Source organism: Selenomonas sp. (assembly GCF_057272215.1).
Window position 1 is genome coordinate 217,696 of the sequence record NZ_DBHIUY010000004.1, and the last position, 15,361, is coordinate 233,056.

General features: G+C 55.6%; 17 protein-coding genes and 1 tRNA gene. All 18 read left to right on the forward strand.

Translation table 11 applies throughout. The annotated features are described in order from the left end of the window. The first annotated feature begins 8 nt into the window (after positions 1-8). A complete protein-coding gene (locus ACO5Z0_RS05330; protein ID WP_442672885.1) occupies positions 9-1,862 on the forward strand; it encodes a TIGR03960 family B12-binding radical SAM protein in 1,854 nt (617 codons plus the stop codon). Further along, positions 1,859-2,542, forward strand: coding sequence for a TIGR03936 family radical SAM-associated protein (locus ACO5Z0_RS05335; protein WP_485649470.1), 684 nt, complete (start codon positions 1,859-1,861; stop codon positions 2,540-2,542). The genes ACO5Z0_RS05330 and ACO5Z0_RS05335 overlap by 4 nt, the downstream gene beginning before the upstream one ends. Positions 2,543-2,618: 76 nt before the next feature. Continuing rightward, positions 2,619-4,058, forward strand: coding sequence for an Rne/Rng family ribonuclease (locus ACO5Z0_RS05340; RefSeq protein ID WP_485649471.1), 1,440 nt, complete (start codon positions 2,619-2,621; stop codon positions 4,056-4,058). Positions 4,059-4,205: 147 nt separating this feature from the next. After that, positions 4,206-4,928 (forward strand): 30S ribosomal protein S2, encoded by a 723-nt coding sequence (rpsB, locus tag ACO5Z0_RS05345; RefSeq protein ID WP_442672888.1) that lies wholly within the window; start codon positions 4,206-4,208, stop codon positions 4,926-4,928. Further along, complete coding sequence (gene tsf, locus ACO5Z0_RS05350) at positions 4,915-5,790, forward strand: translation elongation factor Ts (RefSeq protein WP_442672889.1); 876 nt, start codon at positions 4,915-4,917, stop codon at positions 5,788-5,790. Before rpsB ends, tsf begins: the two co-directional genes overlap by 14 nt. Before the next feature lie 202 nt (positions 5,791-5,992). After that, a complete protein-coding gene (pyrH, locus tag ACO5Z0_RS05355; RefSeq protein ID WP_442672890.1) occupies positions 5,993-6,721 on the forward strand; it encodes a UMP kinase in 729 nt (242 codons plus the stop codon). Continuing rightward, positions 6,718-7,275 (forward strand): ribosome recycling factor, encoded by a 558-nt coding sequence (gene frr, locus ACO5Z0_RS05360; RefSeq protein ID WP_442672891.1) that lies wholly within the window; start codon positions 6,718-6,720, stop codon positions 7,273-7,275. The genes pyrH and frr overlap by 4 nt, the downstream gene beginning before the upstream one ends. Next, positions 7,275-7,502: a PASTA domain-containing protein gene (locus ACO5Z0_RS05365; protein WP_442672892.1), complete on the forward strand. Its 228-nt coding sequence runs from the start codon at positions 7,275-7,277 to the stop codon at positions 7,500-7,502. Before frr ends, ACO5Z0_RS05365 begins: the two co-directional genes overlap by 1 nt. Continuing rightward, complete coding sequence (locus tag ACO5Z0_RS05370; RefSeq protein WP_442672893.1) at positions 7,486-7,656, forward strand: DUF362 domain-containing protein; 171 nt, start codon at positions 7,486-7,488, stop codon at positions 7,654-7,656. The genes ACO5Z0_RS05365 and ACO5Z0_RS05370 overlap by 17 nt, the downstream gene beginning before the upstream one ends. Before the next feature lie 158 nt (positions 7,657-7,814). Further along, positions 7,815-8,195 carry a universal stress protein gene (locus ACO5Z0_RS05375; RefSeq protein ID WP_485649472.1) on the forward strand — a complete coding sequence of 127 codons (381 nt, stop codon included), beginning with the start codon at positions 7,815-7,817 and terminating at the stop codon, positions 8,193-8,195. A gap of 184 nt (positions 8,196-8,379) precedes the next feature. After that, complete coding sequence (locus ACO5Z0_RS05380; RefSeq protein WP_442676104.1) at positions 8,380-8,814, forward strand: hypothetical protein; 435 nt, start codon at positions 8,380-8,382, stop codon at positions 8,812-8,814. Between the two features lie 27 nt (positions 8,815-8,841). Then, entirely contained in the window at positions 8,842-9,714 is an 873-nt protein-coding gene (gene rfbA, locus ACO5Z0_RS05385) for a glucose-1-phosphate thymidylyltransferase RfbA (RefSeq protein ID WP_485649473.1), read from the forward strand. Between the two features lie 12 nt (positions 9,715-9,726). Next, on the forward strand, positions 9,727-10,299 hold the full coding sequence (gene rfbC, locus ACO5Z0_RS05390; RefSeq protein ID WP_485649474.1) for a dTDP-4-dehydrorhamnose 3,5-epimerase: 573 nt from the start codon (positions 9,727-9,729) through the stop codon (positions 10,297-10,299). Then, entirely contained in the window at positions 10,296-11,303 is a 1,008-nt protein-coding gene (rfbB, locus tag ACO5Z0_RS05395) for a dTDP-glucose 4,6-dehydratase (RefSeq protein WP_485649475.1), read from the forward strand. Before rfbC ends, rfbB begins: the two co-directional genes overlap by 4 nt. 421 nt (positions 11,304-11,724) lie before the next feature. Further along, positions 11,725-12,222, forward strand: coding sequence for a hypothetical protein (locus tag ACO5Z0_RS05400; protein ID WP_485649476.1), 498 nt, complete (start codon positions 11,725-11,727; stop codon positions 12,220-12,222). A 102-nt stretch (positions 12,223-12,324) separates the two neighbouring features. Then, positions 12,325-12,400 (forward strand) — tRNA-Ala (locus ACO5Z0_RS05405). A 96-nt stretch (positions 12,401-12,496) separates the two neighbouring features. Beyond that, entirely contained in the window at positions 12,497-13,387 is an 891-nt protein-coding gene (locus tag ACO5Z0_RS05410) for a LysR family transcriptional regulator (RefSeq protein ID WP_485649477.1), read from the forward strand. A gap of 454 nt (positions 13,388-13,841) precedes the next feature. Then, the gene (locus ACO5Z0_RS05415) at positions 13,842-15,053 is read left to right on the forward strand and encodes an MFS transporter (RefSeq protein ID WP_485649478.1); all 1,212 of its coding nucleotides are present in this window, start codon (positions 13,842-13,844) and stop codon (positions 15,051-15,053) included. The last annotated feature ends 308 nt before the right edge of the window (positions 15,054-15,361 follow it).

The window sequence follows — 15,361 nt, forward strand, 5'->3', positions numbered from 1 at the left end:
GAGGATTTATGGTCAAGTTGGAACAGGATATGCTTCAGGCTGTGGAGAAGCCCGCACGCTATACGGGCGGCGAATGGAACGCGCAGCCGAAAGACTCCTCAGCCGTCCTTTGCCGCATTGCACTTGCGATGGCGGACGTCTATGAGGTCGGCATGTCAAACCTCGGGCTGAAAATTCTCTATGAGATTTTGAACCGCCGCGATGATGTCGCGGCGGAACGTGTTTATGCACCTTGGCTCGATATGGAAGCGGAGATGCGCCGTCGCAATATACCGCTCTTTTCGCTGGAAACATTCCGAGAAATTTCTTCCTTTGACATTGTCGGATTCTCTCTGCAGTACGAGCTTTTGATTACGAACACGCTCAATATGCTCGATCTCGCAGGCATACCTCTTCATGCGGCGGAGCGCACGGACGAGCATCCCTTCGTCATTGGCGGCGGTCCCTGCGTCTATAATACGGAGCCGATCGCCGACTTCTTTGACTTCTTCGTGCTCGGCGATGGGGAGGAGATCGTCGTCGAGGTATGCGACGCATGGCTTGCGTGGAAGAAGGAAGGGCGTTTGGGCGGCAGAAGCGGCTTCCTGCGCCGCGTCGCAAATGTCGCAGGCGTCTACGTGCCGTCCTTTTATGCGCCCGAGTACGATGAAACGGGCATGTTCACGGGTCTGCGCGTTCTCGACGAAGCTGCACCGCTGCAAATTCATCGGCGCATTGTACGCGATCTTGATGCAGCGCCGTTCTTGGAAAAGCCCATCGTGCCGTACCTCGGTGTTGTCCATGATCGCCTCATGCTTGAGCTGTTTCGCGGCTGTACGCGCGGCTGCCGCTTTTGCCAGGCGGGCATGGCGTATCGTCCCGTACGCGAGCGCCGCCCCGAGACACTCAAGCGTCTGGCGCGTACACTGTTCGACGCAACAGGCTACAACGAGATGTCACTGACCTCGCTCTCGTCTGCCGATTACTCATGTCTTGCGCCGCTTGTCGATGAATTGCTCAAAGACACAGAGGGGGAGCGCGTGAGCTTTTCCCTGCCGTCTTTGCGCATCGACAGTTTCTCCGTTGACATCGCCGAGCGCCTGCAGCAAGTGCGAAAGAGCAGTCTGACGTTCGCGCCCGAGGCGGGCACGCAGCGCTTGCGTGATGTCATCAATAAGAATGTGACGGAAGACGACCTGCTGCACTCGGTGCGCACGGCATTCGAGCAAGGGTGGAAAGCGGTCAAGCTCTATTTCATGATGGGGCTGCCGACGGAGCGCGATGAAGACGTCGTCGGCATCGCCGAGCTTGCGCAGAAGGTCGTCGATTGCTACAAGGAAGTCAAGGGAAAGCGCGGCGTCAGGGTCACGGTGTCCGTTTCGTGTTTCGTGCCGAAGGCGTACACGCCGTTTCAATGGTTCGCGCAGGTGCCGCAGGAGGAGTTTGAGCGCAGGCAGCAGCTTTTGAAGGCGAGCATACGCGACCGCGCCATTTCCTTCCATTACCACGATGCGCGAGCGAGTGTCCTAGAGGGCGCACTTTCGCGCGGCGACCGCAGACTCGCACCCGTCATCGAAACGGCGTGGCGAAACGGCGCGAAGTTTGACGGCTGGACGGATCAGTTCAAGGACGAGGTATGGAAGGACGCTTTTCAAAGCTGCGGCGTTGCGCCCGAGTTCTACAGTCGGCGCACGCGCGATCTGCATGAAGCTTTGCCGTGGGCGCATACAAGTCCGGGCGTATCGCAGGACTTCTTACGGCGCGAGTGGCAGCGTGCACAGGAAGCGGCGCTCACGCACGATTGCCGCCGTGAAGCCTGCACGGGCTGCGGCGTCTGTCCTGCGCTTCATTGCGAGGTTGTCGATTGGAGGGCAGAGGCATGAAACTGCGCGCACTCTTGACGAAGGGCGAGGAGATCCGCTTCATCTCGCATCTCGACTATGCGGCTCTCATCGAGCGGGCGATTCGCCGCGCCAAACTGCCTGTCGCCTACTCGGAGGGGTTTAATCCGCACATGAAGTTTTCCTTCGCCTCGGCGCTCGCCGTGGGTGTGACGAGTGAAGCTGAGGTCATGGACGTGGAACTTTCGCATCGCATCTCCCAACCGGAAGCGTGGGACAGACTTGCCGCCGCCTTGCCGAAGGGGGTGCGTCTGCTGCGTCTTGTGCCCTACGAGGGCAAGGCAAAGTCACTGATGGCGGCGGTTGATCGCGCCGAGTACTGCGTGCGCGTGCCCTATGCGGGAGCAGAGGAGGCGGCGCAGTGCGCCGTCGCTGCTTTTTTCGCCGCGCCGGAGGTCATCTATCGCCGCATTCTGCCGAAAAAGACGCGCGAGGTTGATGCGAAGGCATACCTGAAGAAAATGCACGTCGAAAAAGATGGTCAAGAGCTGCTTTTGACCATCGCCATCGCCGTCACGCCGTCGGGCAGTTTGAAGCCCGGCGAAGCGGTCGAACTCTTGGCGCACGACTTCGGCTTGAACATAGAGCCGAAGCAGGCGAAGATCCACCGCACGGCGCTCCTTTCGGGCGGCAAAGACCTTTTCGCCCTGATCGAATCGTAAGACCGATTTTCCCCTGAAAGTTTAGCGTGAAACTGGACGTTTGTGCGTGTAGTTCCCCAACGATGGAGTTGATGTGATGAAAACCATTCTTGTAAACTGCACCCCCGAAGAAACGCGCATGGCGATCGTGGAAAGCGACGAGCTTCTGGCGGTCGAGGTCGAGCGCGAGTCGCAGTCGCACCTCGTCGGCAATATCTACAAGGGACAGGTGCAGAACGTCCTGCCGGGGATGCAGGCGGCTTTCGTTGACATCGGCTGGGAGAAGAATGCGTTCCTCTATATAGGCGACGGTCTGCCGCATGAAGGAGCGAAAGGTACGATGCCTGCGGCGCGTATCCACATCGGGCAAAGGATCCCCGTGCAGATCACGAAGGATGCTATCGGTACGAAAGGACCGCGTGCGACGATGCACCTTTCGATCCCCGGCAGGAACGTCGTCCTCATGCCGACGGCATCCTATATCGGCATCTCACGCCGTATCGAGGGCGAAGTCGAGCGCACAAGGCTCAAAGAGATTGCCGCTCGTATATGCCCCGAGGGCATGGGCCTCATCATACGAACAGCCGCGCACGGGCAGACAGAAGAGAGCTTCCGGGAGGACGTCGAACGCCTCGTGCGTCTCTGGCAGACCCTGCAGGCGAAGAATAAGATGGCAAAAGCGCCGGCGCTGCTTTACCGTGATGCTGATCTCATCGTGCGCCTTGTGCGCGATTCCTTCACGGAAGAAATCGATGCCCTCTACATCGACGATGCCGATGCGTATCGCCGTGTGACGGAACTCGTCGAATCCATTTCGCCGGAGCTTGCCGAGCGTGTTCACCTCTATGAAGAGCGCGAGCCTCTCTTTCGCCGCTATGGCGTTGAAACGGAGATCGAGCGACTCGGCGAGCGCGAGGTCATGCTGCCCTCGGGCGGCTCCATCGTCATCGACAAGACGGAGGCGCTGACCGCCATCGACGTGAACACGGGGCGCTACGTCGGCAGCGCAAACCTTGGCGACACAGTCTACCGCACGAACCTCGAAGCGGCGGCGGAGATCCTGAAGCAGATACGCCTTAGAGATATCGGCGGCATCATCCTCGTCGACTTCATCGACATGGACGCCGAAGATCAGAAGGAGAAACTCCTCGCCTTCCTGCGCGACCGCGTACGTTTCGACCGCACGAAGACGAACGTCGTCGATATCACGGCGCTCGGCCTCATCGAGATCACGCGCAAGAAGTCGCGGCAGAACTTAGAGAGCATCATCTACAGCCCGTGCCCCTACTGCCACGGTCGGGGCAGGGTCGAATCGCCCGAGACCATCGCCATCAAGATCTGCCGCGACATCCGCCGCTTGGAGAGCAAGGCGCACGCGGGCGCCTATGAGATCGAAGTCGCCGGACGCATAGCACGCGCCGTGGAAGCCGCCGAGCCTTTAACACATCTCGCCGCCGAACTCGCGCTCTGCCTGACCGTCGTCGCCAAAGACGTCATGGCTCTCGAAAGCTACACGATCTTACCGAAGGAAGATTGATTTTCCCACTTGCTTTTCCACCCCATCTATGCTAAAATTCTTCACGGTGTCTATATAACGCACGCGCACTGACGTCTGCCCTGTGCTCCTTTGGGAGTGGTGCAGAGGATGAGGGGCGCGGAGGAAAAAACAGGAGGTGCACCAATTATGGCAGTAGTTTCTATGAAACAACTTTTGGAGGCTGGCGTCCATTTCGGACATCAGACCCGTCGTTGGAACCCGAAGATGGCGAAGTACATCTTCACGGAGAGGAACGGCATCTACATCATTGATTTGCAGAAGACCGTGCGCAAGGTTGACGAGGCGTACAACTTCCTTCGCAGCTTGGCGGAAGAGGGCAAGAGCGTTCTCTTCGTCGGCACGAAGAAGCAGGCGCAGGACGCCGTGAAGGAAGAGGCGACGAAGGCTGAGATGTTCTATGTCAACGAGCGCTGGCTCGGCGGCATGCTGACGAACTATCAGACGATCCAGAAGCGCATCCGCCGCTTGAAGGATCTTGAGCGCATGGAAGAGGACGGCACGTTTGACGTCCTGACGAAGAAGGAAGTCCTGCAGCTGCGTCATGAGATGACGAAGCTGGAGAAGTTCCTCGGCGGCATCAAGGAGATGAACCGCCTGCCGGGTGCGCTCTTCGTCGTCGATCCGCGCAAGGAGCGCATCGCTGTCGCCGAGGCAAAGAAGCTCAATATTCCCATCGTCGCGATCGTCGATACGAACTGCGATCCCGATGAGATTGACTATGTGATTCCGGGCAACGACGATGCGATTCGCGCCGTCCGCCTTCTGACGAGCGCGATGGCGAGCGCCGTCGTCGAGGGTCGTCAGGGGCAGGCAGGTGCAGGCGAGGAGGCGCAAGATGGCAAAGATTGACGCAAAGATGGTCAAGGAGCTGCGCGAACGTACGGGCGCAGGCATGATGGACTGCAAAAAAGCGCTGACGGAGACCGACGGCGACATGGACAAGGCGATCGACTACCTGCGCGAGAAGGGTATTGCCAAGGCTGAGAAGAAGGCCGGCCGCATCGCTTCCGAAGGCGTCGTCGCGGCTTATGTCGCGGACGATGCGAAGGTCGCTGCACTCGTCGAGATCAACTGCGAGACAGACTTTGTCGCTGTCACGGAGAAATTCCATGAGCTTTGCGACAAGATCGTCAAGCACATCGCTGAGACGAATCCTGCCGATATGGATGCCTTGAACGCGAGCACGCTTGATGGCAAGACGGTGGCGGAGATCGTAACGGAGGCTGTTGCGAGTATCGGTGAGAAGATTTCTCTGCGCCGTTTTGAGCGCTATGAAAATGCTTCGGGTCGCATTGCGAGCTACATCCACATGGGCGGCAAGATCGGCGTACTCGTCGACCTTTCCGGCGGCACGGCGGAGATCGGCAAGGACGTCGCCATGCACATCGCAGCTTCGGCGCCGACGGCGATCGATCGTTCGGGCGTGAAAGCGGAAGAGCTTGAGCATGAGAAGGAAGTTCTGCGTGCGCAGGCTCTTGAAGAGGGCAAGCCCGAGAAGATCGTAGAACGTATGGTCGAGGGACGCATCAATAAGTTCTATCAGGAAGTTTGCTTGCTTGAGCAGCCCTTCGTCAAGGATCCGGACAAGAATGTCAAGGAAGTACTTGGCGACGTCAAGGCAGAGCGCTTCGTGCGCTTTGAGCTTGGCGAAGGTCTGGAGAAGAAGTCGGAGGACTTCGCAGCTGAGGTCGCTGCGCAGATCAAAGGCTAAGAAATAAGGAAAGCTGCCGCATGGTGATTTTGAAAATGATTTCTGTGCGGCAGCTTTTTTCCTGCCGTTTTTCCTGCGTTTTGAAGACAGGGGGCTGAATTTATCCGTGTTTCCTAAAAGGATTATCTTCCATCCCGTCGAATAGGAAAAGGAACGGCACGATGACAGTGATCGAAAGATTTCTGCAAGGGGGACGATTATTTTGGATATTGCCAGCTACAAACGCGTCGTTTTGAAGCTCAGCGGTGAGTCTCTCGCCGGAAATCAGGGCTTTGGTATTGATTTGCCTACGGTCGACGCCATTGCGGCAGAAATCAAGAAGGTGCGTGAGCACGGCATTGACATTGCTGTTGTCGTCGGCGGCGGCAATATCTGGCGCGGGCTCGCAGGGAGCGACAAGGGCATGGATCGTGCGCAGGCGGACTATATGGGAATGCTGGCGACGGTCATGAACTCGCTTGCCTTGCAGAGTTCGCTCGAAAATATTGACGTCGATACGCGCGTGCAGAGCGCCATCGAGATGCGCCAGATCGCTGCGCCGTACATTCGCCGCAAGGCGGTGCGCCATCTTGAAAAGGGGCGCGTCGTAATCTTGGCGGCGGGCACGGGAAATCCGTATTTCTCGACCGATACGACGGCGGCTCTTCGCGCTGCCGAGATCGAGGCAGACGTCATCCTCATGGCGAAGAAGGGCGTCGACGGCGTCTATGATTCCGACCCGCGCAAGAATCCCGGGGCGAAGAAGTTCACGCGTCTCGCGTACATTGAAGTTCTGCAGCGCGGTCTTGCCGTCATGGATTCGACAGCGACGAGTCTCTGCATGGACAACAAGATTCCCATCGTCGTATTCAATATTGACAAGTATGAAAACATCCTCAAGGCTGCGGTCGGCGAGGATATCGGCACGATTGTAGGGGGGGAAGAAGCATGATCAAGGACATTTTCCATGCCCAGGAAGACCGCATGAAGAAGACGCTCGAAGCGCTGCGCCGCGACTTTGGATCGCTGCGTGCCGGACGCGCAACCCCTGCGCTCCTCGATCGCGTGATGGTTGATTACTACGGCCAGCCCACGCCCGTGAGCCAGGTTGCGGCGATTGCCGTACCCGAGCCGCGTATGCTCATGATCACGCCTTGGGAAAAAACGATTCTGCATGACATTGAGAAGGCGATCATGAAGTCGGAGCTTGGTCTCACGCCGAATTCCGACGGCACGGCGGTACGCCTTTCTATTCCGCAGCTCACACAGGAGCGCCGCACGGAACTTGTGAAGTCGCTGAACAAGAAGACGGAGGACGCGAAAGTCGCGATCCGTAATATTCGCCGCGATGCGAATGAACAGGTGAAGAAGCTCGAAAAGGCGAAAGAAATCACCGAGGACGAGGCGAAGAAGGGGCAGGACGATATGCAGAAGCTCGTCGACAAATACATCAAAGCTGTCGATGATGCGCGTATCGTCAAGGAAAAGGAAATCATGGAAGTCTGATGGAAGAAGTCGATGTTTTGGGGATTCCGTGGCAGAAGGCTAAGGAGCGCCTTGCGGCGCTCGGTCTTTGCTGCGAGGTTGAATGGACACGCCCCGCGAAAGACTTTTTTCCGATAGATGAGCAGTCTCCCTATGTCGTGCGGCAGAGGCGAGAAGGCGATAAGATCAAGCTCGTGCTTGCAGCGCGGCTGCGAAAGGAGGTGTCCTGTCATGGCTTACAAGATTAGCGAAGAGTGCATTTCGTGCGGTTCGTGCGCTGGTACCTGTCCCGTCGAGGCGATCTCGGAGGGTGAGTCCCAGTATGTGATTGACGCAGAGAAGTGCGTTGAATGCGGCGCATGTGCGGAAGGCTGTCCCGTCTCCGCGATTTCCGCGCCTTGATGTATGAAAACCCGTTGCTTCGGCAGCGGGTTTTTGTCTGTCTTTTGTGTGGACCTTAGGAAATTTTTTCAGAAAAATGGTAAAATAAAAAAGGGATTTTCGCTTCGATATAGAAATAGTCAACAGAGGAAATAAAAGTTCGCTTGGAGGTGTTTACTATGGGCAGCATCAACAAGATTCTCGTGCCGGTAGATGGTTCGGTCAATGGCTGCAAGGCTGTGGATCAAGCGATCGCTTTTGCCGAGAAGTGCAATGCAAGTCTCGATTTCGTCTATGTGGCGAGCAACATCAACAAGGACATTCCGAGCCATCTCGTCTTTGACCGTATCTGGGAGAAGATTCCTGAGAACATGTGCACGACGAGGCACGTCGAAACGGGCAATGTACCGAAAGCCATCTTGAAGATCGCCGACTCGGAGAAGAGCGATATGATTATCATGGGCAGTCGGGGTCTCGGTCTCTTCAAAGGCGCTTTGATCGGCAGCGTCAGTCAGAAGGTCGTCGAAGAGTCGAAGGTTCCTGTGATGGTGGTAAAGTAGGTTTCGGAAAACAACGTGTGCGAAAAGCAGCCTTTCGGGGCTGCTTTTCTTTATGGAAGCAGCGCATTCGTGCAGATTCGGACGATTTCATTTTATCTGTGTTTCCATAAATCTTTGGCAGGAGTTTCCTGTCTCTTTGGGGAATATTGCAAGATAAGAATTTCGCATATACGGAGGAAATTTTATGGTAGAGGCAGCGGAGAAGTTCAAGCGGTATTTGCAGCGGCATAAGATTGACAGTTTTGAGCGCGAGGAGCTTGGCGATGAGCATGAGAGCGTGATCTTTCGCTCGACCGTTGAGGTGCAGGGGCAGTATGTGCCGCTCGGGGTCATTTTCGACGATACGATCTATGTGATCGTGCGCGCCAATCTCGCGCCGAAGGCGCTGAACGATGACAACGCCTATGAGGTGACGAATTTCATCATGCGTCTGAACAACGGCAACAAGCTGTTTAAGTATTATCTCGCGCCCGATACGTCCGTCATTCTTGACGCTTGTATCCCGATGACGCAGAAGAATTATTCAGCGGATCTCGTCAATACGATTGTAGGTGTCGTCGCACGGGAAATCAAGAAGCGCCACAGCGAATTCATGGGATTGATCTGGCAAAAAGGTTGAGGTTCATATTGTGCGAGAGGTGATTTCGTGCTGAAGAAAGGCATTATTTTGGCGGGCGGCTCAGGCACGCGGCTCTATCCGCTGACGAAGGTCGTGTCGAAGCAGCTCATGCCTGTTTTTGATAAGCCGATGATCTATTATCCGCTGAGCACATTGATGCTTGCAGGACTGGAGGATATCCTCGTCATCACGACGCCGCAGGATAGCGCGCTGTTTTCCGCCATGCTCGGCGACGGCAGCCAGTGGGGCATCCACATCTCTTACGCCGTGCAGCCGAGCCCCGACGGTCTGGCGCAGGCGTTCCTCATTGGCGAGAATTTCATCGGCGGCGACGGCTGTGCGCTCGTCTTGGGCGACAACATCTTCTACGGCGCCGATCTTGCGCGCCTCCTGCAGCGTGCGGCGGCACGCGAGGCGGGCGCGACGGTGTTCGCTTACTATGTGCGCGATCCAAAGCGCTACGGCGTCGTGGAGTTTGATGAGACGGGATGCGCTGTCAGTTTGGAGGAGAAGCCCGAGACGCCGCGCTCGAATTATGCGGTGACGGGGCTGTACTTCTACGACAACGATGTCGTAGAGATCGCGAAGGGAGTCAAGCCGTCGGCACGCGGCGAGCTTGAGATCACGGATGTGAACCGCGCGTACTTGGAGCGCGGCGACCTTCAGGTGGAGAAGATGCGCAGGGGGTTCGCGTGGCTCGATACGGGCACGCATGAATCGCTTCTGCAGGCGGCGACGTTCGTCGAGACGATTCAGGATCGTCAGGGCCTCAAGATCGCCTGCATCGAGGAGATCGCCTACCGCATGGGACATATTGATGCGGAACAGGTTCTGCGCCTCGCGCAGCCTTTGATGAAGAATGACTATGGACGCTATTTGGAGCAGCTGGTCAAGGGATAGGGGAACTAAGGAATGAATGTGACGGAAACGCGCCTCAAGGGCGTCTTTATCTTGGAACCGAAGGTGTTCGGCGATGCACGCGGCTGGTTCATGGAGAGCTGGTCGAAAAAGAAGATGGAAGAGGCGGGTCTCTTCTACAACTTCGTGCAGGACAATCAGTCGTTCTCAGCGGAAAAGGGTACGCTGCGCGGACTTCACTACCAGAAGAATCCTATGGCGCAAGCGAAACTCCTGCGCTGCACGCGCGGCGAGATCTTAGACGTCGCCGTTGACATACGAAAAGGATCGCCGCAGTATGCGAAGTGGGTTTCCGTGCGCCTTTCGGCGGAAAACAAGCGGCAGCTGATGATTCCGCGCGGTTTCGCGCACGGATTCATTACGCTGACGGACGACGTCGAGGTGCAGTACAAAGCGGACAATTACTATGCGCCCGAGTGCGACGGCAATATTCTTTGGAGCGATCCTGCCATCGGCGTTGACTGGGAGATCGCGCCGACGGTTCTTTCGGCGAAGGACGAGGCGGCGCCGACGCTCGCCGAGCGGGAAACGCAGCTCAATTTCGTCTATGGGGAGGAAGAAGCGTGAAGTATCTTGTGACTGGCGGCGCCGGTTTTATCGGCAGCAATTTCGTCCACTATATGATGAAGGCGCACGCGGATGCAGAGATTCTTTGCGTCGATGCGCTGACGTATGCGGGCGACTATGAATCTCTGCGCGACCTTGCAGAAATTCCGCGCTTTCATTTTGTCCACTGCAATATCTGCGACCGCGAGGCGATCTACGCGCTCTTTCGCGCCGAGAAACCCGATATCGTTGTGAATTTCGCGGCGGAAAGTCATGTCGACCGCTCGATCGAGACGCCGGAGATCTTTCTGCAGACAAACATCATCGGCACGAGTGTTCTCATGGATGCCTGCCGCGAGTATGGCATTTCGCGCTACCATCAGGTATCGACGGATGAGGTCTACGGCGATTTGCCGCTCGACCGCCCCGACCTCTTCTTCACCGAGGAGACGCCCTTGCATACGTCGAGCCCGTATTCATCCTCGAAGGCGAGCGCCGATCTCCTCGTGCTCGCTTACAGCCGCACATACGACCTGCCCGTGACGATCTCGCGCTGCTCGAACAACTATGGCCCGTACCATTTCCCCGAGAAACTCATCCCGCTGATGATCGTCAAAGCGCTTGCCGACGAGAAACTTCCCGTCTACGGCGATGGCGCCAATGTGCGCGACTGGCTCTACGTCGAGGATCACTGCCGTGCCATCGACCTCGTGCTGCAGAAGGGCCGTACGGGGGAGGTCTACAACATCGGCGGTCACAACGAACGCGCCAACATCGATGTCGTCAAGGTCATCCTGCGCGCCTTGAAGAAGCCCGAGAACCTCATCTCGTATGTGGCAGACAGGAAGGGGCACGACCGCCGCTATGCGATCGATCCGACGAAGATCCATACGGAACTCGGCTGGCTGCCCGAGACGAGATTCGAAGAGGGCATCGAGCGCACGATTGCATGGTATCTGGAAAACCGCGCATGGTGGCAGCATATTCTCGACGGCAGCTATCGAAAAGCATATCCGGGCGCATGATGGCGTTTTGCTCACGTCAATGCAGCGTGTCCGTATTGCCTTGCTTTTCATGGTGGACGATGGGGCGTTCTTTCGGACGAACATCTGAAAGGTATCTTGACAAACAGCGATATATTGTATAAGCTATAGCTGAAAAGAGTTGTCGCTCCTGCGGCGAATCATAAAATGCAGTGAATTAACTGGCGCTCCTGCGGCGGATCAAAACGCAGTGATTGAACTCTCGCTCCTGCGGCGAATCATAAAACGCAGTGGTTGAACTCTCGCTCCTGCGGCGAATCACGAAACGCAGTGATTGAACTCTCGCTCCTGCGGCGAATCATAAAACGCAGTGATTAACTGAAAGAGCAGCCTTTATTCGGGTTGCTCTTTCGTATTTATTCGGCTTCTTGGATATATGTCCTGAAGGTTTGCGGAGGAAGATATGACAAAAGAGTTGGCATCACCGGGAAATGTGGAGGTAGGGGATTGCATCTTTGTAAAGCCTGATATATTGGCACAATATCAAGCAAGAATAGCGACATTTCCGCAAAAGAATAAGCGCCCGTGCTGCTTAGTTCTTGCTGATCCGTCGAGAGAAGGAATTTATTGGGCAGTCCCAATCACCAGCAGCAGTATAGAAAAATATAAGGAGCGAGCGAAAAGAGCGCCCTTGAAATTCCGTTTCTATCAATTCAAAGGAAAAGAAAATTGTTTTAATGTGTCGCAAATGTTTCCGATTATAAAAACGGATATTAATAACGTGTATATAACAAAAGGTGTAAAGGCGAAGATCAGAAAGGATGATTTTCAAGATCTGAAACGAACGGTAAGCGCCATATTGACTTCACCAAATACGCTGCGGCATGTAACGAATGTCGATGCTCCGCTCCTGCTGCAAATGGCGCAGCATCGTTTGCAGATGGAACAGAATCGGACTTGATGGGCGAATGTGGAAACTGCGAGTAGAATGAGCAAATAAATTTGCAAAAAGAGCTTGCGCTTTTCCCTTTCGTGCTGTATACTAGCAAAGTAACTTGTCCACGGGGGCGTAGCTCAGCTGGGAGAGCGCTTGCATGGCATGCAAGAGGTCAGGGGTTCGATCCCCCTCGTCTCCACCATAGGGTATTTAAGCGGCTTTCTGCTTAGGCGCAGAAGCCGCTTTTTGTTTTCGAGAAAATGCGGGAGGAATTCTCCTGTCGAAGGGAGGCTGCGGCATGAGTGAACTGCCTAGCATACATCAGTTGGAATGTTTCATCATCTATGGCAGGGTCAGGAATTTCTCGCTCGCCGCACAGGAAGCGAACATCACACAGTCGGCGTTCAGTATGCAGATGAAGAAGCTCGAAGAGGCGGTCGGCGTCACTTTGATCCGCCGCTCGACGCGCGGCAGCGACTTGACGGAGGCGGGCGCGGCGTTTCTGGTGAAAGCGCAGCTTTGCGTCGAGCAGCTGAGGGATGCGGTGGCGGAGGTGCAGGAAAGCGTAAGGCACACGCCTGCCGAGCTGAATGTCGCCGTCCTTCGCGCTCTGGGCGATGTTCACATGAATCGTCATGTATCGTACTTTCAGAAGCAGAATGAGAAGATCTGCCTCAATGTTTTTGAAATGGAGGAAGATGAGATTCGGCGCGGACTTCTGGAAGACCGCATCGACGTCGCCTCGGTCTATCGCTTGGAAGAGACGAGTTTTGACGGATGGGAGTGCGTGCATTTCTCCAATGACGACATCGTTTTTTATGCGCCTTGCCTTGCGCGCGCCGAAGGCGATGCGGCACGATCTTGGGCGGCGAAGCAGCCGCTCGTGTTTTATCCCGCGAAGTCGTCGATGAATCGCGTCTATGAGCGCTACTTCAGTGAAGTGATGCCCGTGGCGGCGGCGCGTCTTTCGACGCCGTATGCGATGGTGCATTTCTGCCGGGAGAACCCGGCGGGTGCGCTTCTGCCGCGCCGCTTCATCGAAGCGCTGGGCATCACTTCGGGTTTCGCTTCCCTTGCCCCCGCGCTGACGCTCGACGCCGTGCTTGTCTATAAGAGGGAAAACCCACGCCTGCGCTATATTCGCACTTACGTTGAACATGTTCAGAAGATCTATCAGAGTACGATCTGAAAGTTACAATAAAGAATATTGCCGGGGAAGTTATCGCTTTTTGCGATAACTTCCATCTTTTTTATGCGCTATACAAAACGGAGGCTGATGCTTATAATCGGGTACAGTTCATTTTACGGAACCACTGATAAATTCAGCCACCCATCTTCACACATCTGCACTGTCCTCTCGTCGTCAACAAATCCTCGACGTAGCACCGCTACGCCTGCGGTTTGTCTCCTTGCTGAGCCGTCCAAGAGCCAAGTCCGAAGGACGCAGGCGATTGGGCAACGGCTCGTATGCGAAAACGTCCCAAGAATGCAAGCGCGAAGTGCGCCGCATGATTGGCTGACGTTGACCGCTATAGGAACAGCGCATCTGTGCAAATCTGGGCGACTTCATTTTATCAGCGTTTCCTTAAGAAATCGCCGCAGCGTGAAGGAACGCGTTCGGCAAAGAAAGGTCGTTGTTAAACGTGGAACATGAAAAGTTATGGACGAAGGAGTTCATTCTTGATACCCTGGTGAACTTCTTGATCTATATCATCTATTACATGCTCATGGTCATCATCGCATCCGAAGCGATCAAGACGCTCAATGCGTCGATGAGCGAGGCAGGGCTGGCGTCCGGCATCTTCATCCTCGGCACATTGCTCGCACGTATGGTCGCCGGTCATTCCATCGAGCTTTACGGAAGGAAGTTCATGCTCTATGCGGGCATCATCTTCTATCTTGCCACGACGCTCCTGTACTTTTTTGTCGACTCCCTTTCCATGCTCTACATCGTGCGCTGTCTGAACGGTATAGGCTACGGCATCGCCTCGACGGCGACGAGCACGATCGTATCGAGCATCATTCCTGTGACACGCCGCGGCGAGGGCATCAACTACTATGCTTTGAGCATGAGCCTCGCTGCCGCCATTGGCCCGTTCCTCGGTATGCTCATGCAACATGCGATGACGTTCAATTACATCATTGATTTCTGTGTCGTCATGCTCGTCGTCTGCCTCGCCGCCATCGTCGCCCTCAAGGTGCCGGAGATGGAGCTTTCGGAAGAGAAGAAGGCAGAGCTTAAGAAGTTCAGTATCAGCAACTTCTTAGAACCGAAGGTCACATCCATTTCCATCGTGGCGTTCATCATGGGCATCAGCTATTCGAGCGTCCTGAGCTTCTTGGCGACGTATGCGCAGGAACTTGGCCTCATCGGCGCAGGCACGGTGTTCTTCCTCGTCTACGCTCTGACGATCACGCTCGCACGTCCTGTCGCCGGCGTTATGTTTGACCGCAAGGGAGAGGACTTCGTGATGTATCCGACGTATGCGTGCCTTGCCATCGGGCTTCTGCTCCTGAGCGTCACGGCGCAAAGCTGGACGCTTCTCCTTGCGGGCGTGTTCGTTGGCCTCGGCTACGGCACGTTCATGTCAAACGGGCAGGCGATCTGCGTGAAGCTCGTCACCGAGTACCGCATCGGCGTCGCCGTATCGACGTACTTTATCGCTCTCGACCTCGGTCTCGGCGTCGGTCCCTATGCGCTTGGCGCGTTCAAGGACGGCATTGGTTTCGAGGGGATTTATGCCGCGTGCGGTGCAGCCGCACTCCTTTGCGCGGGACTCTACTATCTGCTCTATGCGAGGAAGCGCGACGCTGCGCCTGTGGTGGAGATGAAGCTGGAAACAGAAGCAGAGTGAAAGAACAAAAAGGGGGGGCTGTGGCAAGCGGCTCCTCTTTTTTGTTCTATTCCAGTGGACAAAATGAAAGAAAAGAAAGATGTTGACAGGCGCGAAGTCTTCGTGTAGAATAGGTCAAGTCGCGAAGAGAGCGGACAGTAAGTGAAAGATTTGGAGAAGAACAGCGCCTAAGTCCTGGCGGACATAAAAACGGCGCTTGACAAAATTCACCGAAGCGAGTATACTAAATAAGCTAGCTCAAATGAGCGGCAAGCAGCCGAAAGAATTCGGCGGTGTTCCTTGAAAACTAAACAATGCAGAAATGAATC

Coding starts and splice junctions, on each gene's coding strand:
- tsf (WP_442672889.1), top strand. CDS start 4,915: ATGGCAAAGATTGACGCAAAGATGGTCAAGGAGCTGCGCGAACGTACG.
- ACO5Z0_RS05335 (WP_485649470.1), top strand. CDS start 1,859: ATGAAACTGCGCGCACTCTTGACGAAGGGCGAGGAGATCCGCTTCATC.
- ACO5Z0_RS05380 (WP_442676104.1), top strand. CDS start 8,380: ATGGTAGAGGCAGCGGAGAAGTTCAAGCGGTATTTGCAGCGGCATAAG.
- frr (WP_442672891.1), top strand. CDS start 6,718: ATGATCAAGGACATTTTCCATGCCCAGGAAGACCGCATGAAGAAGACG.
- ACO5Z0_RS05400 (WP_485649476.1), top strand. CDS start 11,725: ATGACAAAAGAGTTGGCATCACCGGGAAATGTGGAGGTAGGGGATTGC.
- ACO5Z0_RS05330 (WP_442672885.1), top strand. CDS start 9: ATGGTCAAGTTGGAACAGGATATGCTTCAGGCTGTGGAGAAGCCCGCA.
- ACO5Z0_RS05340 (WP_485649471.1), top strand. CDS start 2,619: ATGAAAACCATTCTTGTAAACTGCACCCCCGAAGAAACGCGCATGGCG.
- ACO5Z0_RS05410 (WP_485649477.1), top strand. CDS start 12,497: ATGAGTGAACTGCCTAGCATACATCAGTTGGAATGTTTCATCATCTAT.
- ACO5Z0_RS05365 (WP_442672892.1), top strand. CDS start 7,275: ATGGAAGAAGTCGATGTTTTGGGGATTCCGTGGCAGAAGGCTAAGGAG.
- rpsB (WP_442672888.1), top strand. CDS start 4,206: ATGGCAGTAGTTTCTATGAAACAACTTTTGGAGGCTGGCGTCCATTTC.
- ACO5Z0_RS05370 (WP_442672893.1), top strand. CDS start 7,486: ATGGCTTACAAGATTAGCGAAGAGTGCATTTCGTGCGGTTCGTGCGCT.
- rfbC (WP_485649474.1), top strand. CDS start 9,727: ATGAATGTGACGGAAACGCGCCTCAAGGGCGTCTTTATCTTGGAACCG.
- ACO5Z0_RS05375 (WP_485649472.1), top strand. CDS start 7,815: ATGGGCAGCATCAACAAGATTCTCGTGCCGGTAGATGGTTCGGTCAAT.